The organism is Chthoniobacter flavus Ellin428, assembly GCF_000173075.1.
Lineage (GTDB): Bacteria > Verrucomicrobiota > Verrucomicrobiia > Chthoniobacterales > Chthoniobacteraceae > Chthoniobacter > Chthoniobacter flavus.
This window is the reverse complement of record NZ_ABVL01000012.1, coordinates 25,569-51,824: the sequence shown is the minus strand read 5'-3', so window position 1 is coordinate 51,824 and position 26,256 is coordinate 25,569. Positions and strand designations below refer to the sequence as shown.

The window sequence follows — 26,256 nt, the reverse complement described above, 5'->3', positions numbered from 1 at the left end:
ACTGACCGATTGAGCCGCGGCTGTAGGTGGATCGAAACCGGTTCCTCACGTCGAAACTTTCTCCGGGGCAGGTTGTCCGTGGGGAGCAGCCGCCGTTTCCGGTAAATCGGGAACGAAGTCAGAAGAACGCGGCAGAGTCACTTGGATTTGCGCGTCACCGGTGATGAGACGGGCGTCGCGAGAATTGACCACCCAATTCCAGACCCAACTGATCATGACCTGCACGCGATTCCGGAAGCCGATGAGAAACGCGATGTGCACGAGGCCCCAGAGGATCCACGCCAGGAAACCGCTCACCTTCAGCGCCCCGATCTGCGCCACCGCCTTGGCTTTGCCTATCACGGCCAGCGAGCCTTTGTCATGATAGGAAAAGGGCCGCCGGGTGAGCGGCGAGGACGTTCCTGCCACCCTGTTTCGGATCGCACAACCCGCATACTCCCCCATCTGGATGCCGCCTTGCGCCACCCCGGGCACCGGCTCTCCATTATTCGCCGATTTCGCCGCCGCCATGTCGCCCACGACAAACACTTCTGGATGCCCCGGCACGGTCAGATCGGGCTGGACGATCACCCGTCCCGATGTATCCAGCGGCACGCCGAGGGTTGCCCCGATCGGGTTCGCCTTCACCCCTGCGGCCCAGAAGACGGTACGAATCGGGATGAATTCGTCGCCGATGTGCACGCCGTGATTGGTGACGTTGGTCACCCTCGCATTGAGGCGCACTTCCACGCCCAGGTCCTCCAGGTGTTGCTGTGCCTTCTCGCTCAGCTTCGTGGGAAATGAAGGCAGGATGCGATCGCCACCTTGGAAAAGAATGACCCGGGTCGTCGACGTGTCGATATGTCGGAAGTCCTTCGGAATGGCTTGTCCGGCGATCTCCTTGATCGCTCCTGCCAATTCCACGCCTGTGGGTCCGCCACCGACGATGCCAAAGGTCAACGCCGCTCGACGCGCTTCCGCGTTGCCCTCGTACTCGGCGGTCTCAAAGGCGAGCAGGATGCGGCGGCGCATGGCCGTCGCGTCTTCCACGCTCTTCAATCCCGGCGCCACTGCCGCCCATTCCTCGTGGCCGAAGTAGGCGTGCGTCGCTCCCGCCGCCAGGATGAGATAGTCGTAGTGGATATGGCCGCTCTTGAAGATCAGCCGCTGTTTGGCGAGATCGACGCCGACCGCTTCGCTGAGCGCGACCTGGCAGTTTTTCTGATCGCGCACCACCGTCCGAATGGGCGCGCTGATTTCGGCCGGCGAGAGCGCCGCCGTGGCGACCTGGTAAAGCAGCGGCTGGAAGACGTGGTGATTGCGCCGGTCCACCAGCATGATTTCGACCGGGGCCTCGGCCAATGTTTTGGCGGCGGCCAGTCCGGCAAATCCACCTCCGACAATGAAGACGCGCGGTAGTCGTTTGGTCTGCATACTTGCTTTCCTTTATATCGCGCGTCTTCGCAGTGCTAGCCCTGAAAGTCTACGCAGCTTGCGGAAATTTTTTAACCACGAATGGACGCCAATAAACGCGAATGGAAAAGCTGCGTTGCCGGCCTTAATTCGCGTTCATTGGCGTCCATTCGCGGTTTTACTCCACCAACCCCTCGACACTTCTTCTTTGCGCCTCCGCAGTACTAACCATGAAAATGTCCGCACGACGCGTAGAATTTTTGGCCCGCGAATCACGCAAATAACACGAATGAGGGCAGATCATTCGCGTCATTCGGGTGATTCGCGGGTCACTTTCCCTTCCCTGTCTTTTCGCATGTTCGTGGCTCCCCCTTTGGTTGCGGCTTTGCCGCGCTGTGACCTCTGCGTTTAACCCTTTGGTTGCGGTTCTACCGCGCTGGGCGCCAGCCTTTTTCTACTGCGCCGTAGGCCCCAAACTGCACATGGTTGCAAATCGTTGTCCTGAATCGGCGTCGCCATTCGTCATCTTTACGTAGCGCGTGCGATTGTGCGCTCCTCATCCACCCCAAAATCTGTTACCACTATCAGCCTATGAGCCGCATTCGAGTTCTGGTCGGCACCCGCAAGGGCGCGTTCATCCTCACCGCCGATGGCAAGCGTGAGCAATGGGAAGTCACTGGCCCGCTTTTCGCCGGCTGGGAAATGTATCACCTCAAGGGTTCGCCCAGCGCGCCCGAGCGCATCTACGCCTCGCAAACCAGCGGATGGTTTGGTCAGCAGGTGCAGAGATCCGATGACGGCGGCAAGACTTGGGAACAAGTCGACAACCAATTCCACTACGAGGGCACACCGGGCACCCACCAGTGGTACGACGGCACGCAGCACCCCTGGGAATTCAAGCGCATCTGGCATCTCGAGCCTTCGCTCACCGACCCGGACACCGTCTATGCCGGCGCCGAGGACGCCGCACTTTTCAAGAGCCGGGATGGAGGCAAAAGCTGGCAGGAAATCGCTGGTCTGCGCAGTGCCAAGGGCAACCTCTGGCAACCCGGCGCCGGTGGCATGGCGGTGCACACCATCCTGCTCGATCCTTCGAATGCGAATCGTATTTTCGTCGCCATCTCCGCGGCCGGCGTCTTTCGCACCGATGATGCCGGGCAGACGTGGAAGCCGGCCAACCGCGGCTTGAAATCGCCGTATGAACTTCCCGATCCCGATGCCGAAGTTGGCCACTGCGTGCATCGCATCGCCATGCATCGTTCGCGCCCTGGCGTGTTGTTTATGCAAAAGCACTGGGACGTGATGCGTTCGGATAACGCCGGGGATTCGTGGACCGAGGTCAGCGACAATCTCCCCTCCGATTTCGGTTTCCCCATCGACGTCCACGCGCACGAACCGGAAACGATTTACGTCGTGCCGATCAAGAGCGACTCCGAGCATTTCCCACCGGATGGCAAACTGCGCGTCTATCGCAGCCGCACTGGTGGTAATGATTGGGAGGCACTCACCAAAGGCCTGCCGCAGGAGAACTGCTATGTGAATGTCCTGCGCGATGCGATGGCGGTCGACTCGCTGGACCCGTGCGGCATCTATTTCGGCACCACCGGTGGCCAGGTCTATGCCTCGGCGGATAACGGCGACACCTGGACGGCCATCGTGCGCGATCTTCCCGCGGTGCTCTCCGTCGAAGTGCAAACGCTGCCATGATCCGTGTCGTACTCCCCTACCATCTCCGCACCCTCGCGCGCATGGATGGCGAGGTGGAGTTGGCGATCGAAGGGACGCCCACCGTGCGTTCCGTGCTCGACGCTCTCGAGGCCCGGTATCCCGCTCTGCGCGGCACCATCCGCGACCACGACACTTTGAAACGCCGCCCTTTCGTTCGTTTCTTCGCCTGCAAGGAAGATCTGTCGCACGAACCGCCGGACACGCCACTCCCCGACGCGATCACTAGCGGTGCTGAGCCATTCATGATCGTCGGCGCGATGGCCGGCGGCTGATGCGATGTTACTGGCCGTCGCGCGCAGCTTGCGCGATAAGGTAGCCGCAGACGTGAATCGCCGATCCATTCCCGAATACGACATGAACGAGGCCGGCGCGGACCATCTGCGCCAGCGCGGCATTCTGGTCATGCAGTTCATGGATTCGCTGCGCAATGACCCGCGCCGCCTGAATCCGCACTCGCACGAGTTCTTCCAAATCTGTCTGATCCAGGGACGCGCCACGGTCATGCTCGATTTCCAGGAATACCGCACCCGTGACGCCGCGGCGTTCTTCGTCAGCCCGGGGCAGGTACATTTCGTCCGGCCGGCGGAAGGTCTGCAGGGATATACCATTTCCTTCACGCAAGCCTTCTTCGACGACGAAGCTCCGCCACCGAGCCGGCTTTTGGAACTCCCGTATTTCTTTCCCGACGACGCCCAGCCCTTTCTGCATATCCCGCGCGAGGATGCGTCGGAGACGACGACGCTGTTCCGAAGTCTGTGCCAGGAATACGATGCCGCGCTGCCCGATGCCGAGGAAATGCTGCGCGCCACATTGCGGCTGACGCTCTTACGACTCGCCCGTCTTTACATACGCGCTTCTCCTGAGCGCAAAGCGACGCGTGGCATGACGATCGTCCGGCAATTCCATTGGGAACTGGAAAAGCACTTTCGCGAAGAGACTTCGATCAACGCCTATGCCCGTCTCCTCGGCATCACGGCAAATCACTTGAACGATGTCGTCCACGAAGCAAACCGGCCACTCCGGCCGGTGAACTGATCCGTCGCCCGGCGCCTGCTGGACGCCCAAGCGCATGCTCTCACATTCGCAGCTCAGTGTCTCCGAGATTGGCTACGCCCTCGGCTTCGAAGACCCTTCGTATTTCGCCCGCTTTTTTCGCCGCTACGAAGGCGAAGCCCGACGGTTTTCCTGGAGCGATTCCGAGAAAAATACCAGTGATTCGCCGGTAAGCACCGTTAGCGGAAGTTGAGCGGAACGGTCTTCGATTGGAGGGTGTTCACCACCTTTCATGAAGACTTCGACTCTTGCCGAACCGCCTGCACCCTCGGCCGCGCGTGTCGCCGAACAGACTGCGCTTTCGGTGCTGATGGCGATCAGCTTTTCCCATCTCCTCAACGATACCATCCAGGCGCTGATCCCGTCGCTCTATCCGCTGTTCAAACAGAACATGAGCCTGAGCTACTCGCAGCTCGGTCTCATCACGCTGACGTTCCAATGCACCGCCTCGCTGCTGCAACCGCTGGTCGGTCGCTACACCGATCGTCGGCCGATGCCCTATTCGTTGGCCGTGGGCATGGGCATCACGCTGCTGGGATTGTTGCTGCTCTCGGTTTCACACACCTTCCCGATGGTGGTCCTCTCCGCGGGAATGGTCGGCATGGGATCGGCGGTCTTCCACCCGGAGGCCTCCCGGGTGGCCCACATGGCTTCCGGCGGCAAGCGCGGGTTTGCGCAGTCGCTGTTCCAAGTCGGCGGGAATGCGGGGTCATCACTGGGCCCGCTGCTCGCCGCGGCGATCATCGTGCCGCACGGTCAAGGCGCCACCGCGTGGTTCTCCGTGCTCGCAGGCGTCGGCATGCTTGTGCTGTGGCAGATCGGCGGGTGGATGAGCCGCCGCTTGCACGAGACCAAGCGCAAGTCGAAACACGCCGACTTCGCTGTCGCGCTGCCCTTCCCCAAGGCCACGGTGATCCGCGCCCTGCTGGTCCTCGTCGCGCTCATTTTCTCGAAGTATGTCTATCTCACGAGCATGACGAGTTATTACACGCTCTACCTCATCCATCGTTTCGGGGTGAGTGTGCAGGCCTCGCAGATTTACCTGTTCGTCTTTTTGTTCGCCGTCGCGCTGGGCACCATCATCGGTGGCCCGATCGGCGATCGCATCGGACGCAAGAAAGTGATCTGGGTTTCCATCCTCGGCGTGGCGCCGTTCACCTTGTGGCTGCCGCACGCCGGGTTGACCGCGACCATGCTGCTGACCATCGCCATCGGCCTCATTCTCGCTTCCGCGTTCTCCGCCATTCTGGTCTACGCGCAGGAATTGGTGCCGGGAAAAGTCGGCCAAATTGCCGGTCTTTTCTTCGGTCTGGCCTTCGGCATCGCGGGCATCGGCTCGGCGGTGCTCGGGCGGGTCGCGGATTCCGTGGGCATCGAAACGGTTTACCATTTCTGCGCCTATCTGCCGCTGATCGGTCTGCTGACCATCCTGCTGCCCGACGTCGAAACCGGCAACGACTGATCTGGTCGCCGTCCGCGCAAGCGTGCTAAAGAAGGCGTCCCCTATGGACGCTTTCTTTCGTTTACCCCTCCATCGTTCACTCGCGTTTCTTCTCGCCGGCATCGCCTTGCTGGCCTTCACCGGTCACGCGAATTCCGCACCGGCCGCCAGGCCGAACATCCTGATCATCCTCGCGGATGACGTCGGCTATGCGGATATCGGTTGTTACGGCGGCGAAATTCACACGCCCAATCTCGATGCCCTCGCGGCGGATGGCCTGCGCTTCACACAATTCTACAACTGCGCGCGGTGCTGCCCGGCACGGGCGTCGTTGCTCACGGGGTTGTATCCACATCAAGCGGGCGTCGGCCTCATGACCTCGGATCGTGGCGCGAGCTTTCCCGGTGCGGGCGACCAGGGAGAAGCCTTTCCCGGCTACCGCGGCTCGCTCAACTCCAGCTGTGTTACCATCGCGCAGGTGCTCAAGACCGCCGGTTATCGCACGGCCGCGGTCGGCAAATGGCACGTCGGCGACAGCGAGCCACCGACCAGCCGGGGCTTCGATGATTTCTACGGCTTTATCCGCGGCTACGCGGTCGATTCGTGGGAGCCGCGCATGATGATCCGTCTGCCCGCGGGCAAGCCGCAGCGCAGTTACGCGCCCGGCGAATACTTCGCCACCGACGCCATCACCGATCACGCCATCGATTTCATCGCGGACATGCACAAGACCCAGGCGCCGTGGATGCTCTATGTCGCCTATCAGGTGGCACACTTCCCCATCGGCTCGCGCCCGGAAGACATGGCCGGCTACCCGGAGATCTACGCCCAGGGCTGGGACAAAATCCGCGAGCAGCGTTTGGCGAAACAAAAGGAAATCGGACTCCTTTCGACCGGCACACCGCTCACCCCGCGCAGCCGGATTCCCAAACCCGCCGCGGCCAAGCGCATCGGTTCGCTCACCGAGGATGGGAAAAATCCCGCCTGGGATTCCCTGCCCGCCGAGCGACGCGCGGATCTCGCCCAACGCATGTCCGTCTACGCAGGCATGATCACCGGCATGGATCGCAATATCGGCCGCATCGTCGCCGACCTTCGCGCCAGCGGACAACTCGACAATACGCTCATCTTCTTTCTCAGCGACAACGGCGCCTGCGCGGAGTGGGAACCGTTCGGTTTCGAAATGGCCAACACGCCGAATCCGCAGCCGGGCACGGGCATCAACCAAGGCACGCAGGCGCTGCCAAATAAACTCTACCAGGGAGACGAACTCGCGCGCATGGGCAGCGCCGGCACCCGGCCCAGCTACGGCTCCGGTTGGGCCAATGCCTGCAACACTCCCTGGCGTCTCTACAAACACTACGATCACGAAGGCGGCATCAGTTCGCCCTTCATTGTCCACTGGCCGGCCGGCGTGAAAGCCAAAAACGAATACCGCTCCCAGATGGGGCATCTCATCGATCTCATGGCCACGTGCATCGATGTCTCTGGCGCCAAATATCCTGCCGAGTTCGACGGTCACAAGATTCTCCCGCCGGAGGGCATCAGCCTCACCCCGACCTTTGCCAATCAGCCGCTGGAGCGCGAATACCTCGCTTGGGAACACGAAGGAAATCGCGCCATTCGCGAGGGCAAGTGGAAGCTCGTCTCCCTCTCCGGAGCCCCATGGGAGCTCTACAACATGGACGTCGACCGCGTGGAGTTGCACGACCTCGCGGGCAACGAACCGCAGCGCGTCAAAGACATGGCCGCGAAATGGGATGCCTGGGCGCAGCGCACGCACGTCCTTCCGCGGCCCCCTGGCCCCACGGGGCCTTCTGCGGCAAAGAAGGTCGTCGACTAGTGCGTACCCGGGTGGATCGCGATCTCCGAGCGCGATGGGTACCCACTCGCGCGCAGCGCCTCACTCTTTCCAAGGATGGACGCCTTCGGCGTGCAGACTTTTCCATGACGCTCGGAGATCGGCATCCACCAACTCTCCCTCTCGCAAAGCACGCAGGGATAAAAACACGGCATTGGCGGCGTAGCTGAGATCTCGTCGGAGGTGTAAGGTTCCGGCCTTCATGAACTTTCTCCCCCCGGCTTTCCGGCACGCTGCGCGCCGCGGTGTGCTCCTGCTTTCCGTCTTCTTTTTTGCCAGCGCTCTGCGCGCGGAGGATGCCGCGCCGGTGCGGGTCTCGGACACCACCTTGTTCGACGACATGGAGTGCTTCAAAATCGAAACGCCGAATGCGACCTATCTCTTCGGCAAGCGTGGCGCGGGTTTCGCCGGCATTCTCGATCCCAAGGGATGCGACTGGATCTCGCACCACCACGGCGGACAAGCCCTCGGCGAATATCGCGGGCTGCCGAAGTGCGGGCAGCCGGTGAAATACTTTCACTGTGGCTACGGCTTCGGCCAATACACGAATGACAACTGGTTCACCTCCGCGGTGACCCTGTACGAGCCAGCGCATGCTCGGATTCACTGCGAGACTGCGCAGCACGACGCGATCGGTGAATGGGATTTCTTTCCCGATCACGCGACCTTCACCCTGCTGAAAATTCCCGGCGATCAATATTGGTTCCTCTACGAAGGGACACCGGGCGGAGCGCTCGATGCGGCGGAGGACTTCGTCATCCGCCCTGGAGGACGACGGACCCCGCTCACCGAGCCGTGGAAGGAAGTCGTGCCATGGGTGGTCTTCGGCGCCAAGGAAACGCCCCATGGGCTGCTCATGTTCAATCATCAAACCGGCAGCCCGGTGGATAGTTATGTCTCGTGGCCCTACAAGCCCGACAAGGATGGCGCGCTCAACCAAATGACAGTCTTCGGCTTCGGCCGGCGCGACTGGCAGGATCCGAAACAACATTTTCCCGCGCTGACCGGGCTGCCGGCGAAACTCACCGTCGCCGTCCTACCGGACACGACCGAGAAATCCATCGACGCGATGGTCAAGCTAATCGGCGCCGCCCAAAAGCAGTGAGAACACTCCGATTTCTCATCGCGGCCATTTGCGGTGGATTCCCATTGCTGGGGCAGGCCGCCGAATTACCCGCGGGATTCACCGAGGAAGTCCTCGCGACTCATCTCAACGCAGCCACCGCGATGACGCCGCTGCCCGACGGCCGCATCTTCATCGCCGATCAAACGGGCAAACTGCTCCTGTGGAAAGACGGGCACGTGCTCGATCAACCGGCGCTCACTTTGCACGTCACGGACTACTGGGAGCGCGGACTGATCGGCGTCACCCTGCATCCCGATTTTCCACACACGCCGCAGCTCTTCGTCCTCTACGTCACCGATCGCCCCTTCGTGCATCACGTGCTTTCGCGATTCACCATGAACGGCGACGCGGTCGACCCGGCGAGCGAAGTCGTTCTGTTCGAAGGCGACGACCAGTCAAAACTCGGCGGCCATCAACCCGCCGGCCATCAAGGCGGGCCGGTGCGCTTCGGGCCTGATGGAAAACTCTACATCGGACTCGGCGAACAGACCGCGCGCGATCCGTCACAACGGCTGGACACCTTGCAGGGCAAGATTCTCCGGCTGAACCCCGATGGCTCGATCCCCGAGGATAATCCTTTTTACAATCAGACGAGCGGCAAGTACCGCGCCATCTGGGCCTACGGCATTCGCAATCCGTTCGGTCTCGCGTTTCAGCCGGAAACCGGCCGGTGCTTCGTCACCGACGTCGGCGAATCCTCCTGGGAAGAGGTCGATGAAATCCTCAAGGGCGCCAACTACGGCTGGCCGCAGGCGGAAGGGATGTCGGCCAACCCGGCGTTTCGGAATCCGCTCTACACCTACCCACCGGTCATCGGTCGCAGCATCGTCGGCGCCGCATTTTACCCGCGCGCTCCCAAGCCGGATGCCAAGAGCCATTTCTTCCCGGAGAAATGGCGCGGCAAATTTTTCTTCGCCGACTGGGCGGCGCATTGGGTGAAGGCCCTCGACCCTGATGCGCCGGCGAATGTGATGACCTTCGCGCGCGGTTTCAATGCACCGGTTGCCGTGGACATCGCGCCGGACGGTTCCCTTCTCGTCCTCAATCGCGGCACCATCTGGCGGGACAACAAAAGCTGGCAGCCCGATTCCGGCTCGCTCGTGCGCATCCGCTACACCGGCCTCTCACCCGAAGTCGCGGCGCGCCCCCCGCTGCCGAAGACCCTGGCGGCAGCGGACGTCTTCACGTCGCTTCCCACCATCACCCCTCGCGAGGGTTTCACGGAATTCACCATCAACGTGCCGCCCGATCAGCCGGGGATCGTCACGCGACGTTGGATTCGCCTGCCCGAAGGTGGACACCTGGGCATCACGCCCGATGGTGATTTTGAGTTTCCCAATGGGGCAACCCTGATCCAGCACTACTGTGTCGAGAAGACCGGCGCCCCGCTCGAAACGCAGGTCCTTTGGTTCACCGGTTCACGCGCCTGTCGTGCGGCGGCCTATCGCTGGACCAACGACACCACCCAGGATCCCAAGCTCGCCGAGGAAGGCGAAATCATCGCCCTGCCCGGTGATAACAAACGTCATTGGTTTTCCCCTGGCGCCGAAGAAAACCTCCACCTCGACCTCGTCGTCACGGGATTCCTCCTGCCGGTCAACGAACGGCAAATCAATCGCGACGGCCAACTCGAAAGCTGGAACGATCATGGCTGGTTCGCACCGCGCCTCCGACCGGCGGAAATCGCCGCTGCACCCCGTCTTTCGGCAAGTGCCGATACTCACGCATCACCGGAAATACGCGTCCGCTCTTATCTCGACGTCAATTGCGCCGCCTGTCATCACCCCGGCGGACCATCGCGCGGCAATTTCGACGCCCGCTTCGTAACTCCGCTTCCCGAGCAAAGACTCCTTGATGGAGAATTGGCCGCAGGCGACCTCGGCCTGCACGGCGCACGCGTCATCGTGCCGGGCCATCCGGAAAAATCCGTGCTGTTCCAGCGCCTCAAGCGCACCGATTTCTTCCGCATGCCTCCCGTTTCGGTGAACGACGAACCCGCGCGCATTCTCCCGGTGCTCGAGGAATGGATTCGTTCCCTGTCCGCCTCTGCGAAATGAAGAGCCTCCTGCTTTTCGTCATCCTCTTTTGCGAAGGGCTGCGCCTTGGCGCGGAACCTCTTCCCGTCGCAAAACCGGAAGAAGCGGGCTTTTCTTCCGCGCGGCTCGAACAGTTGCACGCCGTGATGCAGTCGTTCACGGACGAAGGCAAACACGCCGGCTTGGTGACGCTCATCGCGCGCGATGGCCGGATAGTGGATTGGCGGGCGTATGGCTACCGTGACCTCGAGAAAAAGTTACCGATGGAGAAAGACTCCATCTTCGCCGTCTATTCAATGACGAAGCTGGTCACCGCGGTAGCGGTATTGCAGCTCATCGAGGATGGCCGTCTCGGCCTCGACGATCCAATCGGCAATTACCTTCCTCAACTGAAACAGGTGAAAGTCCTGGCCGGTGGAACCGCCGACGCACCGGAGCTCGTTCCAGTGAAGCAACCCGTGACGATCCGGCATCTGCTCTCCCATACCTCTGGATATACTTATGCCATTCTGAGCCAGGGAACGCTGCAGGAACTCTACCAGCACCAGAAACTATGGGAGGCCACTTCGCTCACTGATTTCGTGCAACGCGCCGCCGCGTTGCCGCTCAAGCATCAACCGGGGACGGAATTCACCTACGGCATCAGCTCGGACATTCTCGGCTATGTCGTGGAAGTCGTCTCCGGCCAACCCTTCGATGTCTATGTGCAACAGCACATTCTCGCGCCGCTCGATATGGAAGACACCAGCTTTCGTGTGCCGCCGGAGAAACGTGCGCGACTGGCTTTGCTCTATACGACCGGGACCGATGGCAAATTGCACCGCACCGATCCTATTCTCGGCGGCTCACCGGATGCGCCGTTTCCCAGTGGCGGGCGCGGTCTTTTTTCCACCGCGGGAGATTACGCGCGGTTCGCGCAGATGCTCCTCAATGGTGGCCAACTGGATGGACGCCGCATCCTCAGCCGCAAGATGGTCGAAGCCATGCAGGTCAATCAGTTGGCAGGCCTGGCAAAACCCTGCAACGAATTCCGTGAAGCTTACGGCTACGGCCTCGGTGTGGAGATGCGCACCACGATGAGCAAAGGCGACCTTCCCGGCTCGGTAGGGCAATTCGGCTGGTACGGCATCGCCACGACCCACTGCGACATCGACCCCCACGAGCACACCGTCACCCTCGTCCTGACGCAACATCTGCCCTTCGACCAGCACGGGCTCTTCTCCAAATTCAACGCCCTATTTTACAGCTCCTTGGATTGAGCGCGACCAAGCCAAACACGACCAGATTAAACGCGGAGGCCGCTACCAAAGTATTTTTAAACGCAGAGGCCGCAGCGCGGCAAAGCCGCAACCAAAAGGGGAGCCACGAACCTTCGAAGAGACAGGGAAGGGAAAGTGACCCGCGAATCACCCGAATGACGCGAATGATCTGCCCTCATTCGTGTTATCTGCGTGATTCGCGGGCCCAAAATTCTACGCGTCGTGCGGACATTTTCATGGTTAGCACTGCAGAGGCGCAGAGAAGTGTTGAGGTTGGGTGACGAAGAGAGATAGGCGGTTTGCGTAGGCTTTACGCGCTCGAGGAAGACAAGGAAGTCACGGATGGCGACTGGTGCTTCGAAGTCAGCATGGAGGCAAACGTCGCTCCGCGACGGCACCGCGAGGGCTGCGTTCCGTGGACTAAAGTCCACGGCTACAGGCATGACATCGCTACGCGATGGATTGTCGGCGTGGCGCACCTCAGGCGGCAGACGCCACTATCTTTCTCTGCGTCTCTGCGGCCTCTGCGTTTAATCTCTTTGCTGGCCACAGCTTTACTTCGCGCGTCCTTTCACCGTGATCAGAATGACCGCGGCGAGGATGAACAGGCCAGCGAGCAGCGCTCCGCCGGGTAGGGGTTCACCGAGAACGACACGCCCCATCACTACCGCGATGAGCGGGTTCACATAGGCATAAGTCGAGACACGAGCCGGAGTGCTCACGCGCAGCAACCAGACGTAGCAGGTAAATCCCACGAGCGAGCCAAAGATCGTGAGATAAACAAAGGCTTCCGCCGAGGTCCTGGAGATATCGTGCCAATGAAAACGTTGCGCTTCCCCGAGCACGCATCCCGCCAGCAGCATGAGCAAACCACCCGCGATCATTTGCATGGAGATGGCCAGCAAAGCGGAGGACGGCTGCTTTGCGTGACGCGAAAAGATGGAACCCGCCGCCCAGCAAATGGACGCGGAGATCAGCATCACCGCGCCGGCCGGGTCCATGATGCCATGGCCCTGCGCATCACGACTGGAAACAATGAGCGCAACACCGACAAAGCCCAATCCTAGCCCGGCGAAGACGAGCCCGTGCGGACGCTTCCCACCGGGGCGCAGCCAATCGAGCAGCAGCATCCAGAGCGGTGTGCCGGCCACGGTCAGCGCGGTGATATTCGTCGGCACACGCTTTTCCGCCCAACTCACACCGCCATTGCCCACCAGGAGGAGCAGTGCGCCGAGGATCACGGCATCGCGCCACTGGATGGCCTGCGGACGCGGCGTGCCGGTGCGGCGCATGATCGTATAGAGCACGCTGCCGGCGACGACGAAACGCGCGCCCGCCATGAGAAAGGGCGGGATGGTTTCGATCGCCAGACGGATGCCGAGGTAGGTGGAACCCCAGATGAGATACACGGCCGCAAAAGCGCCGATGACCATCCACGTCTTGGGCGACGCTGCGTGAACGGGCGCCGTCTCCGGAGCGGAGGTGGGACGTTCGCGGCACGGGGTCATCGTGCTCATACGACCGCCAGATACTGCGGAAAGCAGGCCCGAAAATCGGCCAGCGCGCAACGGCGGGCGGCTTCGATCGACAGGCCGGCGTCGCGGTAGGCGCGGGTCAGCAGGCCGACGCGATTGCCCGGACCGGGCACGGGCATTTCGCGCCGCAAGGGCGGTTCCGGCAGGCGGATGGTAGTTTCAGTGATCATATGGCTCGGTTGGTTTGGTTTGGTGCGAGCCAAAGGCGGTGAAACAAAAAGCCCACCGCCGTTGGCCAGCGGTGGGTTTGGAAAAAAGTTGTTTCGGAATCGCTTCAGTTTCTTTTTCCACCGCGCTGGAGAATCGCGCAGACGGCCCAAACGACGGCCGCCGAGCGCATGCCCGGGTGCTGTCGTTTGGAGCTGGTAAAAAGAAGATTCATTGAACGCGGCGACTTATAACGGCTCACCCCTCTCCCGTCAAATGAAGACTTGGCTTTTGGCAAAAAAAGCGAAAGGGACACCGCGAATGGACGCTAATGAACGCGCATGGCAGAGGCAGGCTCCTGCCTTTATTAGCGTTCATTCGCGTCCATTCGCGGTAGAACTAGTTCACCGTAGTTTCGCGGGAATTGTTGACCACGGATGCCATCACGAATTTCGCGGATTGAAGAATGCAGGAGCCGGATGCCTTCTATCCGTGAAATCTGTGTAATCCGTGGTTCATCCTTCTCTGTCGACCACACCCGTTTCGCCGAGTCACGAGTGCGCCCATGCGGCAAAAGGGTTCCTGGCGAGGTTGGAGTTATAGTAGCGCGCATCGCCGGACACCTCGTCGCCGATCCATTCGGGGAGCTCGAACTTTTCGTCTTCGGAAGTCAGTTCGATTTCGGCGAGGATCAGTCCGCGGTTGTCGCCGTGGTATTCGTCGACCTGCCACGTCTTTCCGGCGTGTGGGATTTCGTAGCGGGCTTTCTCGACGAGCGGGCCTTCGCACAACGCGAGCATTTGTTCGGCGTCGGCCACCGGCACGGGATATTCAAACTCCGAGCGGCTATGACGGGTGGTGATTCCCTTCACGGTGAGATAAGCATGGTCCCCGGCAATGCGCACTCGCACGGTTCGCTCCGGAACCGTGGAAAGATAGCCCTGGCGATAAGTCACGCCGGTGACACGCCCACGCCACGCATCTGACTTGAGCAGAAACTTACGTTCGATTTCGCGCGGCATCGACGGAGAGTCTCCAACTCAACGGAGCAAAGTCCATCTACTTTCACGCTGGCATTCTCACGTCAGGCGCGCTCCTTCGCGGCACCTTGAAGACGTGATCGGGCAATGGTTTTCATCACGCACCGGGCAACCGCCCGACGCTATCCATCACGCTGCAGGATGCTGGTCCCTTCCTGATGCTCAATTTCCCGAAAACCCATGCGCAAGTAAAGCCGGCGCGCGGGATTCTCGTGATAGACTCGCAAGCGCATGACATGGCAGGCGCACCGCGGCAGCATCTGGTGGAGATGTTGCAGGACCGAGGAGCCCAAGCCTCGACCTTGATGGGAGACGGCGATCTGGAAGTCATCGAGGAAAAGGATCGGCGGCTCCAGCAGCAACCGGACATAGCCCACGCGGGTCTCACCCGACCACAGGATGTAGTTGCGCCCCTTGTGAAAATTCGTCGTGTAAATTTCGCGGCTCCACGGTCCGAAATGGCGCACGACGTAAGCCTCCATGTTGCTCCGCGTCAGCTCGTGGCTGAACTCAAAATCCTCCGCGGTGGCCAGGCGGAGATCGGAGGTGGCGAAGCAATCGGCGCTCACGAAATGATGCCCGGCGGTGAGATCCTCGGGACGAATTTTCTACCGCGCGAGATAGAGATCGCGGCCTTTGACCAGCGCCTCCATTTTGCGATCGGCGACACTGCGCTTGAGCATCCAGAAACCGCAGTCCGGGTGGGCCCAGCCAACGCGCCCGGCACCAAGAGCTTTCTCCGCGGCTTCGAGGCGGCGGGCGACTTCGTCGGCAGTCTCGATGTGATTCACTTTCACATCGATGACGCCGATGCCGAGGCTGATCCGCGGATCGACATCCCGCAACGCCTCGAGATCGTCCGGCGGGCGGTGAGCGACTTCGAGCACGAGATGGTGGGTCTGGAGCTTGGAGAGAAAACCCGCGAGCTTTTTCCACTCGCCCTTTTGGATCGTCTGGCCGCCGTAGTTTCCGAAGCAGAAATGCACCGCGCGCTCGGCGGGGACGGCCTCCAGCACGCGATTGATCGCCTCCGCCGCGAGATCGGCGTCCTCGGGATTGCCGGTGACATTGGCCTCGTCGACCTGCACGCAGGCGCAAGGCAACTCGCGCACCTGTTCGGCAAGAAGATCGGCCAGCGCGAGAGTGAGCCGCTCGAAGTGATGGTAATGCTCATCGAGCAACGTGCGCGCGAGCATGTAGGGGCTGGTGACGGTGAACTTGAATGGACCGGGCGCGACCGAAGCCGCCATCGCGCAATCGGCGAAGAGATTCAGCGAGCCCTCTCCCAGCGGGCCTTTCACCACCCCGGCGGGTTTGCGGCGGAAGCCCATATTGGCTGTCCCGGAAAAGCGCCGCCAGGCGGTGACGCCGACGGACGAGGAGATGCCATCCAGCGGTCGGATGAAGTAATCGATCATCCCATTGGTGTCGGGATGATTGATGTCGAAGCGATAGAGCTCACCATCGGTCGGCAGGTCGATGCCAGCCTGATGCTGGATGCCGAAGATCACCCGGGTGGCATCGACGCGGGCTTGTTCACTGGGCAGCGCGGCGAGCCATTCGGGCAAGGGATATGAGCCAACAGTCGTGGTCCGGATGCGGGGGGCGCTCATAGGGAAAGGATGAAGGATGAAGGATGAGGGCGGAAGGAAGAACTGCGAGCGGGCTTGGGTTTCTGGTTTCTGGTTTTCCACTGCCAGGTCAGTTCTGCAAAGAAACCAGAGCCGACAGGGCCGTGGGGGAAAACTAGAAACCTTAAACCAGAAACCTTGCCTTTCGCCCTCCCACTTCCAACACTCCCCACCCATGAAACTTCTCCCCCCTCTCCTCGCTCTCCTTCTCTTCCCTCTTGCCCTATTCGCCGACGATTGGAAGCCCGAGGCTGGGTTTGTGAGCCTCTTCAATGGCAAGGACCTCACCGGCTGGCATTACCAGGATGAGCCGGCAAACATTCTCGAGGGGAAGACAGAGGCGACCGATGGACGTTACTCGGTGAAGGACGGTATCTTCATCGTCCATCCGCACGATCCGGCCAAAGGGCCGCGCCTGCGCCAGCTCTGGACGGTCCAGGAATTCCCGAAGGATTTCATCCTGCGGATCGAGTTCAGAGCTGCGGTGAATGCCGATAGCGGCATTTTCCTGCGCAAACCGCAGCTCCAGTGCCGCGATTACCTCGTGGCTGGCCCCTACAAAAACCTCACGAAATACAAGCCCCAGGAGTGGAACGAGATCGAAGTGGTGGTGAAGGACAACGTGGCCCGCTGCACCTGCAATGGCGAGGTGCTGGAAGAGGCCTTCAAGCTCCCGCCCACCGGGCCCATCGGGCTGGAGGCCGACCGGGACCAGATGGAATACCGGCACATCCGCATCAAGGAAATATCGTCTGGAAACTGAGAAACGCTCCCTATTCCTGTCCTACTCCCACTAAGAAGTTGCGAAACTTTGGATCATCCTTAGCGTTCCAACGTCCGTAAACTTCGTGGGCTTCTTCGCCTTCCGGGGCCCTTGCATCCGGGCGGTGAAGATTCTCATGAGGCGCTTCACCGTCATCTGGCGGTGGAGGCGGGCCAAACCTGAATCAAACCCATCCACCTAATGAAGAAATTCCTCACCCTCCTCGCCGTTGTCTTCGGCGCCGTCGCTCTCCACGCCGGCGAGTATCCCGACATCAGCATCAATGAACTCAAGTCCGCCATCGTCCACAAGCAAGTGACCGTCATTGATGTCAACGGCTCCGATTCCTACAAGGAAGGCCACATCCCCGGCGCCATCGACTTCCAGTCCGTGAAGAGCGAACTCGCGGCCAAGCTGCCGACCGACAAGAGCGCGCTCGTCGTCGCCTACTGCGGCGGCCCGACCTGCGGCGCCTATGCTGCGGCGGCCAAGGCGGCCTCCGAGCTCGGCTACACGAACGTCAAGCACCTCTCCGCCGGCATCTCCGGCTGGAAGGACGCGCACGCTCCGCTCGAGAAGTAATCCTCGATCCTGCCAATTCCGAGCGCCTCCCGCGATGAGCGGGAGGCGCTTTTTTTGTGCGGGCATTGCTCACTGGGGGGCGCTTCTCTGTCAGCGCCCACTCTCACTGAAAATTTGGGCGGCGACGGAGCGCCTACCCTCCAAGCACCGCGCCTACCAACTCGCCGGCAGATCGGTGAGCGTCGCGCGGAGGATTCGGTGGATGGTCTGCTTTTCCGCTGTCGGTAGATACGCGTACTCCGGGTCGGGATGCTGCACATCCAGCGCCTGACCGATCCGCCGATACACGCGCTGCTTGAACTCCGGCGGCAACCCGGAAAAGGCCACGCTGTAGATCATGTAGCTGCAACGGTTGCGGAACAGCCGGGTCTGCAGGTCGAAATCCTTGAGCGAGGCGCCTTGCGCATCGGCCCGCCGGGTCCGCAGGAAATCCGCCTTGTAGGACGGCTCACCCACCACGCCGCCAGCCGGTAGCGGCACCTCATCCGCGAAGAGCAGATAGCGGGTGAATTCCCGCGCCCGCGTATCGAGTTCGGTAACCGCGACGTCATCGAGCGCCCCTTTGGCCAGCTGCGTCCGCGTATGATAGGTCGCCGCCACCGCACGGTTCACAAAGCCGATCTGATGCTCGTGCAACAACTGCGGCAGCACATCGCTGTTCGCCATGGGATAGCGGGCGTAATCAAATCGCGTCCCCGGCTCGATCGGATACCGCGTCAACTCTTCCCCGGAAAACTGGCCAACGGTATTTCCCAGGTTCGGCTCAAAATTTTTCGCACCGGTGAGATACCAGCCGCCAAAGCGCTCCTTGAACGGCACCCCGTGCCCGGTCTCTTCGTGTCGGAATGAATCGAGACTGCCTCCGCGAATACCGGGGATGACCGACTTGATGACCAGTCCCGGCACGAAGCCGGTATCCTCGGCCGCATGGCAATTCATGCAGCGATTCGACCGCTCGGCGTGAATCGGCTGCGTCCCTCGCGGAATATCGAAGATGTAGTAGATCCCACCCAGCGCCGGGTCGATCGACACGATCTCGATCCGCCCGCCCGGGATGTAGCCGACATACACGTCCTCATTGAAAAACAAGGCGCGTGGATTGGCCGGAGTGATGAGCCGCAATTGCAGGCTGGTCGTGGAGAAGACCAGCATCTGTGAAGTCGCCGGCACATCCAATGCATGCAACAAGCTGAGCAGGAACGATTTCTCTCCGCCCCCATCCAGCACCACACGGCCCGCCTCCACATCCTCCTTCAAATGCGTAAACCGATCCTGCAGCGGCCGTTGCCAGTAGTTGTGCGGCGGCTGATCAAACGTCGGATCTTTCGCCGAAACGACGGCGGCGCCGAGCAAAAGGGCGGAGATGACGAGCAATCGGCAGAGCATTTTGGGGGGCGGGCCACTATGTCGCTGGCCAATGGGAAAACAAGCACCCGCTGGGAAAGTTGCCGGCCTCTCAGTAAATCCGCGGAAACCCTTTCCTCGTTAAAATATCCTATAAAAATGTAAGGACTTTCCTCCGGCTCGCGTTTGGTCATTTACACTATTTGACTTCTGCTTGTCCTTTCCCTAGTCCTTCCGCACTTTCTGTGAATTCGGGCGCCTCTCCTTCAGCGGTGAAATCCATTTCGCTCCTCACCGCCACCTGCATCGTCATTGCCAACATGGTGGGCACCGCCATCTTCACGAGCCTCGGCTTTCAGGTGGGCAGCCTGCCGACCGGGTTCTCCCTTATGGCCCTGTGGTTGGTCGGCGGCATTTGCGCGCTGTGTGGCGCGGTCGCCTACGCCGAGCTCGGTGCCGCGCTGCCGCGCTCCGGGGGCGAATACCATTTCCTCGGTACGATCTACCACCCTGCGGTCGGCTTTCTCGCCGGCTGGGTCTCGGCCACGGTGGGCTTCGCCGCACCGGTTGCCGCGGCGGCCATCGCCTTTGGCCGTTATCTCGCGGACCCGCAATCCGGCCCCGCTGGCCATCTGCCGGCAATCTCCCTGCTCCACGGCCACACCTTGTCGCCGGCGACTTACCTCGCGCTCCTGATCGTCGTCCTGGTCACGCTCTTCCTCTTGCGCGACGTCCGCCTGGGCAGCGTCTTTCAAAATGCGTCGACGCTCCTCAAAGTCGGCCTCGTCGTCGTCATCATCGCCGCTGGATTCTGGGTGGAAAAAACCCAGCCGATCTCCTTTCTGCCCGCCACGGGCGACACCGCACTGATCCTCAGCCCTGCTTTCGCCGTCAATCTCTTCTGGGTCATGTACGCCTATTCGGGCTGGAATGCTTCGACCTACATCGTCGGCGAAGTGCGCAACCCTGCACGCACCATCCCGCTCTCGGTCGGCCTCGGCACAATCATCGTCATGGCGCTGTATCTCCCGGTGAATGCCGCCTTCCTCCGCACGACTCCGCTCGACGAAATGAAAGGCCAACCGCAAGTCGCGCTCATCGCCGGTTCGCATATCTTCGGCCACACCGGCGGCTATCTCATGGCGCTGTTCATCTGCATCGGACTCGTCTCCACGGTGAGTTCGATGATGTGGATCGGCCCGCGCGTGACCATGGCCATGGGCGAAGATTTGCGCGCCTTCCGCTGGCTGGGCCGCAAGAGCGCCCGCAATCTCCCGATCAACGCCATCCTCACCCAAGCGGCGATCGCCATCGTGCTCATCGTCACGGCCACGTTTGATGACGTCATCAAGTACGTGCAATTCGCCCTTACCCTGAGCTCGGCCCTCGCCGTCGCCGGGGTCATCGTCCTGCGCATTCGCCAGCCCGATTTGCCCCGGCCCTATCGCACGTGGGGCTACCCCCTTACCCCCATTGTCTTTCTCGCCATCAGCGCATGGATGCTCTGGCACATGCTGGCCGACAAGGACACCCGCGATCCTTCTCTCCTCGGCCTGGTCACCATCGCTCTCGGCCTTGTCGTGTATTATCTTTCTCCGAAGAACCCCACTCCGTCTCCAGCCCCTCCCGCTTCATGAAGCCCTATCTGGCCCTCTTTCTTTCCGCTGCTCTCGCCGCTTCCGTCTTCGCGGAGGACGCCATTCCGCCCGATGTCACCGCGCGCTTTCTCGCCGGCCTGCCCGTGCGCGATACCCCTCTGGAAGGGGTCAGCCACAGCCAGGCGTGGATGGATCATGCCACCGAATTCGACAAAGCGTGGAAGGCCCTCGAGACGCGCCAACTCGCCAGGATTCAGGCGTGGAGTGCCGAATTCCTCGCCGACGCCACGGCCGACAAAGCGCCGGTCTTCTACATGTTCAGCGGGCCGGACATCCTCTACGCCCACGCCTTTTTCCCCAACGCCTCGACCTACGTCCTCGCCGGCCTCGAGCCCGTCGGCACCATCCCCGATGTCCAGCATTTGCCGCCCGGCGCCCTCGCGTCGGGACTGGCCAACATGCGCAAGTCGCTCAACTCCGTCCTCAGCTTCTCCTTCTTCATCACCAAGGACATGAAGACCGACCTGCGGCAGACGCAACTCAGCGGCACCTTGCCGATCCTCTACGTCTTCCTCGAGCGCGCCGGGTGCAAGCTCGACACGGTGGAACTCGTGTGGCTCGACAAAGCTGGCAACGTCTCGACCAGCAAGGCCAATACCCCCGGCGTGAAGATCACCTTCTTCGGACCGGGCGGCGCGCAGCAGACCGCCTATTATTTCGAGACCGACCTTTCGAATGAAGGCATCAAGTCCCAGCCGGGTTACGTCAAATTCTGCGAGAGCCTGGGGACGGGGCATGCGCTCCTCAAGGCCGCGTCGTATCTTCCGCATTCGGGAAATTTCACTACCGCGCGCGATTTCCTGCTCAATCACTGCAGCACCATCGTGCAGGACGACTCGGGCATTCCGCTCAAGGATTTCAACAAGGAGAAATGGGTGCTGCGCTACTTCGGCAGCTACAGCGCGCCGATTCCGCTCTTCAAACAATATCCCCAGCCGGACCTCGCGGCCGTCTACAGGGCCAGCCATCCGCCGGCCCTGCCCTTTGGTTTCGGCTACACTTGGCACGCCAGCCAATCCTCTCTGATTCTCGCAACCGCCCGGGGGCAGAGCGGCGATTCTTCAGGCAACACCAAGCCCGCCACCACGCCTTCCCAATGAAACCGGTCCTGCTGCTCACTGTTCTGGCACTCCTCGTCGGCACGCTTTCGGCCCACAGCCAGCCCTCCGTCGACGACCTCGCAAAATTCATCGCCGGCCTGCCGGCAGGAGACCCGACACTGGCAGCATTGGAGAAGCAATCGTGGTGGATGACCTACTCCGGCGAGCTCGACCGGAAATGGGCGAAGATGGATCAGCGACAACTCGAGCACGTGCGGGCTTGGGCGAGCGGGCATCCGGAAATCGCCGGCGCCTCGGGCACGGTCTACTACATGTTCAGCGGACCGGACTCCCTCTACGCCCGCACCTTCTTCCCAAACGCGTCGACCTACATTCTCTGCGGCACCGAACCGGTCGGCTCCGTGCCCGACATCACGAAGATGGATCCGGGCAACGTCGCCGGCGATCTCAACAACTTGCGTCAGGCCCTCGATACCATGCTGACGACGCACTATTTCATCACCAAGGATATGCGCGTGGACCTCACTCGCGGCTCCATTGGCGGCACGCTTCCCCTGCTCTTCGTCTTCCTCGAAAAAGCCGGCTGCTCGATCAATGCCGTCAACTTCAGCGGACCGAGCGTGGAGATCGATTTTCGCAGCCCGTCGGGCAGGAAGCAGTCCCTCTATTACTTCAAGACCGACCTCTCCAACGGCGGCGGCAACGGCGCCTTCCTCGCCTTCTGCAAGCGGCGCGGCCCCGGCGTCAGTCTGCTCAAGTCGGCGAGCTATCTCATGCACAGCGATGGCTTCTCCACCATCCGCAATTTCCTCTTCGCCAATAGCACGCTCATTATCCAGGACGACTCCGGCATTCCGTTCCGCGACTTCGAGCAGCGCCGCTGGAACGTGCGGCTCTACGGCGCCTATACCGACACGATTCCTCTCTTCGCGAAATACTTTCAGCCCGACCTCGCCGCCGCCTTCCAGCATTCCCGGACCGGCGAGCTTGGTTTTGCCTTCGGCTACGCCTGGCAGATTCCCAAAGGCGTGCTGATCGAAGCGACGCCGAAATGAAGAGAAGGATGAAGTAAACTGCGCTACGCGATTTGTTGGACGATAGGAATGCGCGGCCGCTGGCGGCTACTTCATCCTTCATCCTTCTCTTCCTCAGCTCCGCCCCAACGCCAGCCGCAGAAACTCCCCGTCGGAGAAGTGCCCAAACTGTCCCTGGCGCACGATGATCAACTGCATCGACGGAAACACAAACAGGCGCTGATATCCCGAGCCGATCGCCGCCACCATATCGGAAGGCGCGGCGTGGCAGATGCAGACATTGCGCCAGTTCTGCCGATACCACTTCGGCTCGAGCATGTCCTCGACATCGAGCTCGCGCCCGGCGGAATCGCCGGCTTCGACATTGTTCCAGAATCCCATGCCGAAGGCGCAATTGGCCGCAGAGCCGCGGAAGCAGAGGGCCAGCGAATGCGGCGACACGATTGGGCTGCCGCCATTGAGAATGAGCTGCCCCATCCGCGCCCATTGCCGCGCGCTCAGCATGAATCCCGTGGCCAGCAGTGGGTTTCCCTCCCGGTCCGCGAGATAGCGCTGCGGTCCAAGCCCGAGCGGACGCAAGACCTTGTGCTCCAGATACTGGGTGGGGGTCTCGCCGCGGCCGGCCAGCTTGCGCTTCAAGACTTCGTGAAAAACCTGCAGCGGCGCGGGACCGTAAATGAAAGCCGAACCTGGCTGCGCGACCAGCGGCGTGTGAATCGCGATCGCATCGCGATTTTCGAATCCTTCGCCGTGCAGGTTGTTCGCCGCATCGAGCCCACTGGAGAAGCTCAGCAATTGCCGCAGTGTCACCCGCGATTTGCCCCCGTCAACGTTCCACTCCGGGAGCGTGTTCGCCACGTGATCGTCGAGATCGATGATCCCCTCTTCCTCCGCTCTCAGCGCGGCCAAAATCCAGAACCCTTTCGTGCCGCTATAAATCTTGTGCGCCTCGTTCGCGCCATGGCCATTCGGATAGTTCTCGTAGATCACGCGCCCCGCCTTCATCACCAGGAACGACAGCCCCGCATGCGCCGCCGAATACTGGGCCGCGGCTTTCAAGCCATCGAGATCGACACCAGCCGCCGCCTGCAACGAACGCGGGTATCCCAGCAGCGTTCCGATCGCCGCCAATCCACCGGCCCTCAACACAGCGCGACGGGAAAGGAGCGGCGTTGCTTTCGAGGGCGAAGGGATTTTCATGGGGTCAATTTTTGTGCGGTCGTGGTTGTTTATTGGCGTTTTCCTGGCACTGCGGGCAGACCCCGAAGACTTCGAGCAGATGCGTCACTTTCGTGTAGCCGAGCTGGCGCGCCATGCGCTCCAGTCCATCTGCCACGCACATGTCCAGCGTCTTCGCTTCGTGGCAGGAACGGCACACGATGTGATGGTGATGGTGATCGCCAGTATTGATCTCGTAGCGATAGGCGGCATCGCCGAAGTCGCATCGACGCACCGCGCCACTCTCCTCCATCACCGCCAGGCTGCGGTAAATGGTCACCAGGTCACACGTGTCCTTCTTCATGCGCTTGTGCAATTCCTCCGCGGTGAAGGGACCGTGCTCGCGGGAGAGAATGCCGAGGATCGCCTTGCGCGGCTCGGTGACGCGCTGATGATTTGCGCGCAGCAAATCCAGCGCGGCTTCCAACTGGGCATCGGCATTGGCTCGGTGGTGCGGCATCCGGCATTTTATTAACCTACGTCTGCAAATATTCAACCCGGGGATAGAGCGGCGGGAGGGAAGGCGCGAAGCGCCCCCAAAAAAGGCCTGTCATCCTGAGTGGAGCGGGGAAGCATGGGCGGAGTGAAGGACCTCTGATCTCTACGGGTTTTCGTGCGGAGCTTCCCCACCTTGCGCGTGGCCACCCGCCCATTAAGGCGCTTTCTATAGCAGAGCGGGCCTACGCTCCGCGCAAAAACCCGCAGAAGTCAGAGGTTCTTCGACTCCGCCCATGCTTCCCCGCTCCGCTCAGAATGACCGCTTTTTTTGGGGCCGCTCGCGCTCCATTCCATACGGCTCACCCAAACGATTCCAGAGACTCGTATCGCCAGTCTGCGACCGGGGTGAATTCGCTCAGGTCCGGCTCGAAAGCGACGCCGAAAGGCGCGTCCAGCAGGCTGCCGATATCGACCTTACCGCTGCGCACCGCGACGATGGGATAGCCGCGAGTATGAGATGTGTAGAGGTCGCCATGCTTCGCGAGTGTCTCGCGCTGCACACTCTCCGGAAACTGGCTGAGTCCGGCAAAGTAATGATGCCCGTTGCGCTCGACGTGCGAGATGCCGAGGGTTGCCGCCACCGCCAGATCCTGCAACAACGCCACGGGGCCGAGGTTGGTCAAATCCTCGCCGCTGATGTGCAACGAAGCGGATGGCTGCGTGCTGCGTCGGTGCGCAATGAGGCAGGCATTCGCGATCCCGTGGATGACACCCTTGCAGTTTTTGTGGCTCGTTCCGGCGTATCCTCCCGCCAGCGCCTTGGGCAATGCCCCGCAATCCGCATCCGATTCGTCGATAATGATCGGCGGACGATCCGTCCATTTGAGCAACTCGGCAGTGGTCGATTCCTCGAGCGCGACAGCCCGGTGAAACGGCTGCTCCACGAAGATGAGGTGCTGCAAAAAGTGGGCAATCGCCGGATCCGTGCGGAAGCCTTCCCACAGTTCTCGGAACGGTTCGACCGCGCGGTAGTTCTCATTCCCATCGAGCGTAAAACGATAATCCGCCGTGTGTTTCTCGATCACCTTCGCGAGACGGAGCAATCGCTCGCGGTCGCGTTCGATGTCCCCACCGAGTTTGATTTTGAAATGCGTGAGCCCGTGCTCGCGGATAAATGCCTCCAGCGAGAGCGGCAGGCCGTCGTTGGGATGATCGTGCTCTTCGCCATCGACGAGTGGATCGGCCATGCCCACGGTGTGGCGCAGGATCACCGAGCGCTCCGGCGTGGATGGCAGCAGGTCCGCCGGCGCCAACCCGTTCAATTCCGGATGGATGGCGGAGAGATCGATGGCAAGTGCGTTCTCTCGCACCGCCCGGGCAAATGGCGTGTGCGTGGCGCGGCAGAAGGCATCGATCACCGCCCGTTCGATGAGCGAAACGCCGAAGTTGGAAAGCAGCGGCGGGATTTGCTTCACGTGGGCCCACGCGTCCTGCGCCTCGCTCACTCGCCGCCAAAGGGTGAAGACGCTGTCCGCCGGCGGCAGGGCGCACGCCGTCTCAGCGGCATGCCGTGTGACCGCGATCATGTCGGCGATCTCATCGCGATATTCCGCCTCCGGATTCTTGGTGAACCACTTCGGCGGCAGGTTATCCGCCGCGAATCCGTGCTGGCGGACGCCATCGATCTCCACGAGCAACCGCACCACGAAATGCGGTGTCCGAGTCATCGTCGCGATGCCATAGCGAAACGGCACCCGCAGCGAGAGATTGCGGATGAAGAACCCAAATTCGCGGACGGCGATTTTCATGCGCTAAGCATGCCCCAAACGGAGGGACGCGCTCCTGCGCGATCCCTGATTTCATTCACCGCCGGTGCCCACAAAAGATGGGGAACGCGCAGGAGCGCATC

General features: G+C 61.3%; 24 protein-coding genes. 14 read left to right on the top strand and 10 right to left on the bottom strand.

Going from position 1 to position 26,256, the window contains the following annotated elements; genetic code table 11:
• Window positions 1-45: 45 nt before the first annotated feature.
• Window positions 46-1,413, bottom strand: a complete 1,368-nt coding sequence (locus CFE428DRAFT_RS18750) for an NAD(P)/FAD-dependent oxidoreductase (RefSeq protein ID WP_006981194.1) — start codon at window positions 1,411-1,413, stop codon at window positions 46-48.
• 570 nt (window positions 1,414-1,983) lie between these two features.
• On the opposite strand from CFE428DRAFT_RS18750, the gene CFE428DRAFT_RS18745 reads away from it, so the two are divergent.
• The 9 genes from CFE428DRAFT_RS18745 to CFE428DRAFT_RS18710 all read left to right on the top strand — a co-directional run bounded on the left by CFE428DRAFT_RS18745 (window position 1,984) and on the right by CFE428DRAFT_RS18710 (window position 11,896).
• Window positions 1,984-3,099: a WD40/YVTN/BNR-like repeat-containing protein gene (locus tag CFE428DRAFT_RS18745; RefSeq protein WP_006981193.1), complete on the top strand. Its 1,116-nt coding sequence runs from the start codon at window positions 1,984-1,986 to the stop codon at window positions 3,097-3,099.
• On the top strand, window positions 3,096-3,392 hold the full coding sequence (locus tag CFE428DRAFT_RS18740) for a MoaD/ThiS family protein (RefSeq protein ID WP_006981192.1): 297 nt from the start codon (window positions 3,096-3,098) through the stop codon (window positions 3,390-3,392). The genes CFE428DRAFT_RS18745 and CFE428DRAFT_RS18740 overlap by 4 nt, the downstream gene beginning before the upstream one ends.
• A 52-nt stretch (window positions 3,393-3,444) precedes the next feature.
• Window positions 3,445-4,155, top strand: a complete 711-nt coding sequence (locus CFE428DRAFT_RS18735) for an AraC family ligand binding domain-containing protein (RefSeq protein ID WP_157447572.1) — start codon at window positions 3,445-3,447, stop codon at window positions 4,153-4,155.
• A 34-nt stretch (window positions 4,156-4,189) separates the two neighbouring features.
• Window positions 4,190-4,366 carry a helix-turn-helix domain-containing protein gene (locus tag CFE428DRAFT_RS37540; protein WP_006981190.1) on the top strand — a complete coding sequence of 59 codons (177 nt, stop codon included), beginning with the start codon at window positions 4,190-4,192 and terminating at the stop codon, window positions 4,364-4,366.
• Between the two features lie 39 nt (window positions 4,367-4,405).
• Window positions 4,406-5,635: an MFS transporter gene (locus CFE428DRAFT_RS18730; RefSeq protein WP_006981189.1), complete on the top strand. Its 1,230-nt coding sequence runs from the start codon at window positions 4,406-4,408 to the stop codon at window positions 5,633-5,635.
• Window positions 5,636-5,678: 43 nt separating this feature from the next.
• A complete protein-coding gene (locus CFE428DRAFT_RS18725) occupies window positions 5,679-7,457 on the top strand; it encodes an arylsulfatase (RefSeq protein ID WP_006981188.1) in 1,779 nt (592 codons plus the stop codon).
• 220 nt (window positions 7,458-7,677) lie between these two features.
• Window positions 7,678-8,580, top strand: a complete 903-nt coding sequence (locus CFE428DRAFT_RS18720; RefSeq protein WP_006981187.1) for a hypothetical protein — start codon at window positions 7,678-7,680, stop codon at window positions 8,578-8,580.
• Complete coding sequence (locus tag CFE428DRAFT_RS33985; RefSeq protein ID WP_006981186.1) at window positions 8,577-10,658, top strand: PQQ-dependent sugar dehydrogenase; 2,082 nt, start codon at window positions 8,577-8,579, stop codon at window positions 10,656-10,658. Before CFE428DRAFT_RS18720 ends, CFE428DRAFT_RS33985 begins: the two co-directional genes overlap by 4 nt.
• Entirely contained in the window at window positions 10,655-11,896 is a 1,242-nt protein-coding gene (locus CFE428DRAFT_RS18710) for a serine hydrolase domain-containing protein (RefSeq protein ID WP_157447571.1), read from the top strand. The genes CFE428DRAFT_RS33985 and CFE428DRAFT_RS18710 overlap by 4 nt, the downstream gene beginning before the upstream one ends.
• 554 nt (window positions 11,897-12,450) lie before the next feature.
• Here the strand turns inward: CFE428DRAFT_RS18710 and CFE428DRAFT_RS18705 are convergent.
• From CFE428DRAFT_RS18705 to CFE428DRAFT_RS18685, 5 genes are all read right to left on the bottom strand, one after another.
• A complete protein-coding gene (locus CFE428DRAFT_RS18705) occupies window positions 12,451-13,413 on the bottom strand; it encodes an EamA family transporter (protein ID WP_006981184.1) in 963 nt (320 codons plus the stop codon).
• Complete coding sequence (locus CFE428DRAFT_RS18700) at window positions 13,410-13,601, bottom strand: hypothetical protein (protein ID WP_006981183.1); 192 nt, start codon at window positions 13,599-13,601, stop codon at window positions 13,410-13,412. The genes CFE428DRAFT_RS18705 and CFE428DRAFT_RS18700 overlap by 4 nt, the downstream gene beginning before the upstream one ends.
• A gap of 528 nt (window positions 13,602-14,129) precedes the next feature.
• A complete protein-coding gene (locus CFE428DRAFT_RS18695; protein WP_006981182.1) occupies window positions 14,130-14,600 on the bottom strand; it encodes a CYTH domain-containing protein in 471 nt (156 codons plus the stop codon).
• A gap of 140 nt (window positions 14,601-14,740) precedes the next feature.
• Window positions 14,741-15,187 (bottom strand): GNAT family N-acetyltransferase, encoded by a 447-nt coding sequence (locus CFE428DRAFT_RS18690; RefSeq protein WP_006981181.1) that lies wholly within the window; start codon window positions 15,185-15,187, stop codon window positions 14,741-14,743.
• Between the two features lie 39 nt (window positions 15,188-15,226).
• Window positions 15,227-16,231, bottom strand: a complete 1,005-nt coding sequence (locus CFE428DRAFT_RS18685; RefSeq protein ID WP_006981180.1) for a cobalamin-independent methionine synthase II family protein — start codon at window positions 16,229-16,231, stop codon at window positions 15,227-15,229.
• 193 nt (window positions 16,232-16,424) lie between these two features.
• Here CFE428DRAFT_RS18685 and CFE428DRAFT_RS18680 point away from each other — a divergent pair, with 193 nt between their 5' ends.
• The gene (locus CFE428DRAFT_RS18680) at window positions 16,425-17,012 is read left to right on the top strand and encodes a 3-keto-disaccharide hydrolase (RefSeq protein WP_006981179.1); all 588 of its coding nucleotides are present in this window, start codon (window positions 16,425-16,427) and stop codon (window positions 17,010-17,012) included.
• A gap of 201 nt (window positions 17,013-17,213) precedes the next feature.
• Window positions 17,214-17,594: a rhodanese-like domain-containing protein gene (locus tag CFE428DRAFT_RS18675; RefSeq protein WP_006981178.1), complete on the top strand. Its 381-nt coding sequence runs from the start codon at window positions 17,214-17,216 to the stop codon at window positions 17,592-17,594.
• Window positions 17,595-17,747: 153 nt separating this feature from the next.
• Here CFE428DRAFT_RS18675 and CFE428DRAFT_RS18670 read toward each other — a convergent pair whose 3' ends face one another.
• Window positions 17,748-18,980: a hypothetical protein gene (locus tag CFE428DRAFT_RS18670; protein WP_006981177.1), complete on the bottom strand. Its 1,233-nt coding sequence runs from the start codon at window positions 18,978-18,980 to the stop codon at window positions 17,748-17,750.
• Window positions 18,981-19,210: 230 nt separating this feature from the next.
• Between CFE428DRAFT_RS18670 and CFE428DRAFT_RS18665 the strand changes: the two genes are divergently transcribed.
• The 3 genes from CFE428DRAFT_RS18665 to CFE428DRAFT_RS18655 are packed head-to-tail and all read left to right on the top strand — an operon-like array spanning window position 19,211 to window position 22,712.
• Window positions 19,211-20,575 (top strand): APC family permease, encoded by a 1,365-nt coding sequence (locus CFE428DRAFT_RS18665; protein ID WP_006981176.1) that lies wholly within the window; start codon window positions 19,211-19,213, stop codon window positions 20,573-20,575.
• The gene (locus tag CFE428DRAFT_RS18660; RefSeq protein ID WP_006981175.1) at window positions 20,572-21,696 is read left to right on the top strand and encodes a hypothetical protein; all 1,125 of its coding nucleotides are present in this window, start codon (window positions 20,572-20,574) and stop codon (window positions 21,694-21,696) included. The genes CFE428DRAFT_RS18665 and CFE428DRAFT_RS18660 overlap by 4 nt, the downstream gene beginning before the upstream one ends.
• Entirely contained in the window at window positions 21,693-22,712 is a 1,020-nt protein-coding gene (locus CFE428DRAFT_RS18655; protein WP_006981174.1) for a hypothetical protein, read from the top strand. Before CFE428DRAFT_RS18660 ends, CFE428DRAFT_RS18655 begins: the two co-directional genes overlap by 4 nt.
• Window positions 22,713-22,805: 93 nt before the next feature.
• Here the strand turns inward: CFE428DRAFT_RS18655 and CFE428DRAFT_RS18650 are convergent, their stop codons facing one another.
• The 3 genes from CFE428DRAFT_RS18650 to CFE428DRAFT_RS18640 all read right to left on the bottom strand — a co-directional run bounded on the left by CFE428DRAFT_RS18650 (window position 22,806) and on the right by CFE428DRAFT_RS18640 (window position 26,155).
• Window positions 22,806-23,891 carry a serine hydrolase domain-containing protein gene (locus CFE428DRAFT_RS18650; RefSeq protein WP_006981173.1) on the bottom strand — a complete coding sequence of 362 codons (1,086 nt, stop codon included), beginning with the start codon at window positions 23,889-23,891 and terminating at the stop codon, window positions 22,806-22,808.
• 4 nt (window positions 23,892-23,895) lie between these two features.
• Entirely contained in the window at window positions 23,896-24,369 is a 474-nt protein-coding gene (locus CFE428DRAFT_RS18645) for a Fur family transcriptional regulator (protein WP_006981172.1), read from the bottom strand.
• 337 nt (window positions 24,370-24,706) lie between these two features.
• Window positions 24,707-26,155 carry an enolase-like domain-containing protein gene (locus tag CFE428DRAFT_RS18640; RefSeq protein WP_006981171.1) on the bottom strand — a complete coding sequence of 483 codons (1,449 nt, stop codon included), beginning with the start codon at window positions 26,153-26,155 and terminating at the stop codon, window positions 24,707-24,709.
• Window positions 26,156-26,256 lie beyond the last annotated feature (101 nt).

What these genes read in the sequence shown, in the direction of transcription:
- CFE428DRAFT_RS18750 (WP_006981194.1), bottom strand. Translation starts at nt 1,413, where the DNA reads ATGCAGACCAAACGACTACCGCGCGTCTTCATTGTCGGAGGTGGATTT.
- CFE428DRAFT_RS18745 (WP_006981193.1), top strand. Translation starts at nt 1,984, where the DNA reads ATGAGCCGCATTCGAGTTCTGGTCGGCACCCGCAAGGGCGCGTTCATC.
- CFE428DRAFT_RS18740 (WP_006981192.1), top strand. Translation starts at nt 3,096, where the DNA reads ATGATCCGTGTCGTACTCCCCTACCATCTCCGCACCCTCGCGCGCATG.
- CFE428DRAFT_RS37540 (WP_006981190.1), top strand. Translation starts at nt 4,190, where the DNA reads ATGCTCTCACATTCGCAGCTCAGTGTCTCCGAGATTGGCTACGCCCTC.
- CFE428DRAFT_RS18730 (WP_006981189.1), top strand. Translation starts at nt 4,406, where the DNA reads ATGAAGACTTCGACTCTTGCCGAACCGCCTGCACCCTCGGCCGCGCGT.
- CFE428DRAFT_RS18725 (WP_006981188.1), top strand. Translation starts at nt 5,679, where the DNA reads ATGGACGCTTTCTTTCGTTTACCCCTCCATCGTTCACTCGCGTTTCTT.
- CFE428DRAFT_RS18720 (WP_006981187.1), top strand. Translation starts at nt 7,678, where the DNA reads ATGAACTTTCTCCCCCCGGCTTTCCGGCACGCTGCGCGCCGCGGTGTG.
- CFE428DRAFT_RS18710 (WP_157447571.1), top strand. Translation starts at nt 10,655, where the DNA reads ATGAAGAGCCTCCTGCTTTTCGTCATCCTCTTTTGCGAAGGGCTGCGC.
- CFE428DRAFT_RS18705 (WP_006981184.1), bottom strand. Translation starts at nt 13,413, where the DNA reads ATGAGCACGATGACCCCGTGCCGCGAACGTCCCACCTCCGCTCCGGAG.
- CFE428DRAFT_RS18700 (WP_006981183.1), bottom strand. Translation starts at nt 13,601, where the DNA reads ATGATCACTGAAACTACCATCCGCCTGCCGGAACCGCCCTTGCGGCGC.
- CFE428DRAFT_RS18695 (WP_006981182.1), bottom strand. Translation starts at nt 14,600, where the DNA reads ATGCCGCGCGAAATCGAACGTAAGTTTCTGCTCAAGTCAGATGCGTGG.
- CFE428DRAFT_RS18685 (WP_006981180.1), bottom strand. Translation starts at nt 16,231, where the DNA reads ATGAGCGCCCCCCGCATCCGGACCACGACTGTTGGCTCATATCCCTTG.
- CFE428DRAFT_RS18680 (WP_006981179.1), top strand. Translation starts at nt 16,425, where the DNA reads ATGAAACTTCTCCCCCCTCTCCTCGCTCTCCTTCTCTTCCCTCTTGCC.
- CFE428DRAFT_RS18675 (WP_006981178.1), top strand. Translation starts at nt 17,214, where the DNA reads ATGAAGAAATTCCTCACCCTCCTCGCCGTTGTCTTCGGCGCCGTCGCT.
- CFE428DRAFT_RS18670 (WP_006981177.1), bottom strand. Translation starts at nt 18,980, where the DNA reads ATGCTCTGCCGATTGCTCGTCATCTCCGCCCTTTTGCTCGGCGCCGCC.
- CFE428DRAFT_RS18660 (WP_006981175.1), top strand. Translation starts at nt 20,572, where the DNA reads ATGAAGCCCTATCTGGCCCTCTTTCTTTCCGCTGCTCTCGCCGCTTCC.
- CFE428DRAFT_RS18655 (WP_006981174.1), top strand. Translation starts at nt 21,693, where the DNA reads ATGAAACCGGTCCTGCTGCTCACTGTTCTGGCACTCCTCGTCGGCACG.
- CFE428DRAFT_RS18650 (WP_006981173.1), bottom strand. Translation starts at nt 23,891, where the DNA reads ATGAAAATCCCTTCGCCCTCGAAAGCAACGCCGCTCCTTTCCCGTCGC.
- CFE428DRAFT_RS18645 (WP_006981172.1), bottom strand. Translation starts at nt 24,369, where the DNA reads ATGCCGCACCACCGAGCCAATGCCGATGCCCAGTTGGAAGCCGCGCTG.
- CFE428DRAFT_RS18640 (WP_006981171.1), bottom strand. Translation starts at nt 26,155, where the DNA reads ATGAAAATCGCCGTCCGCGAATTTGGGTTCTTCATCCGCAATCTCTCG.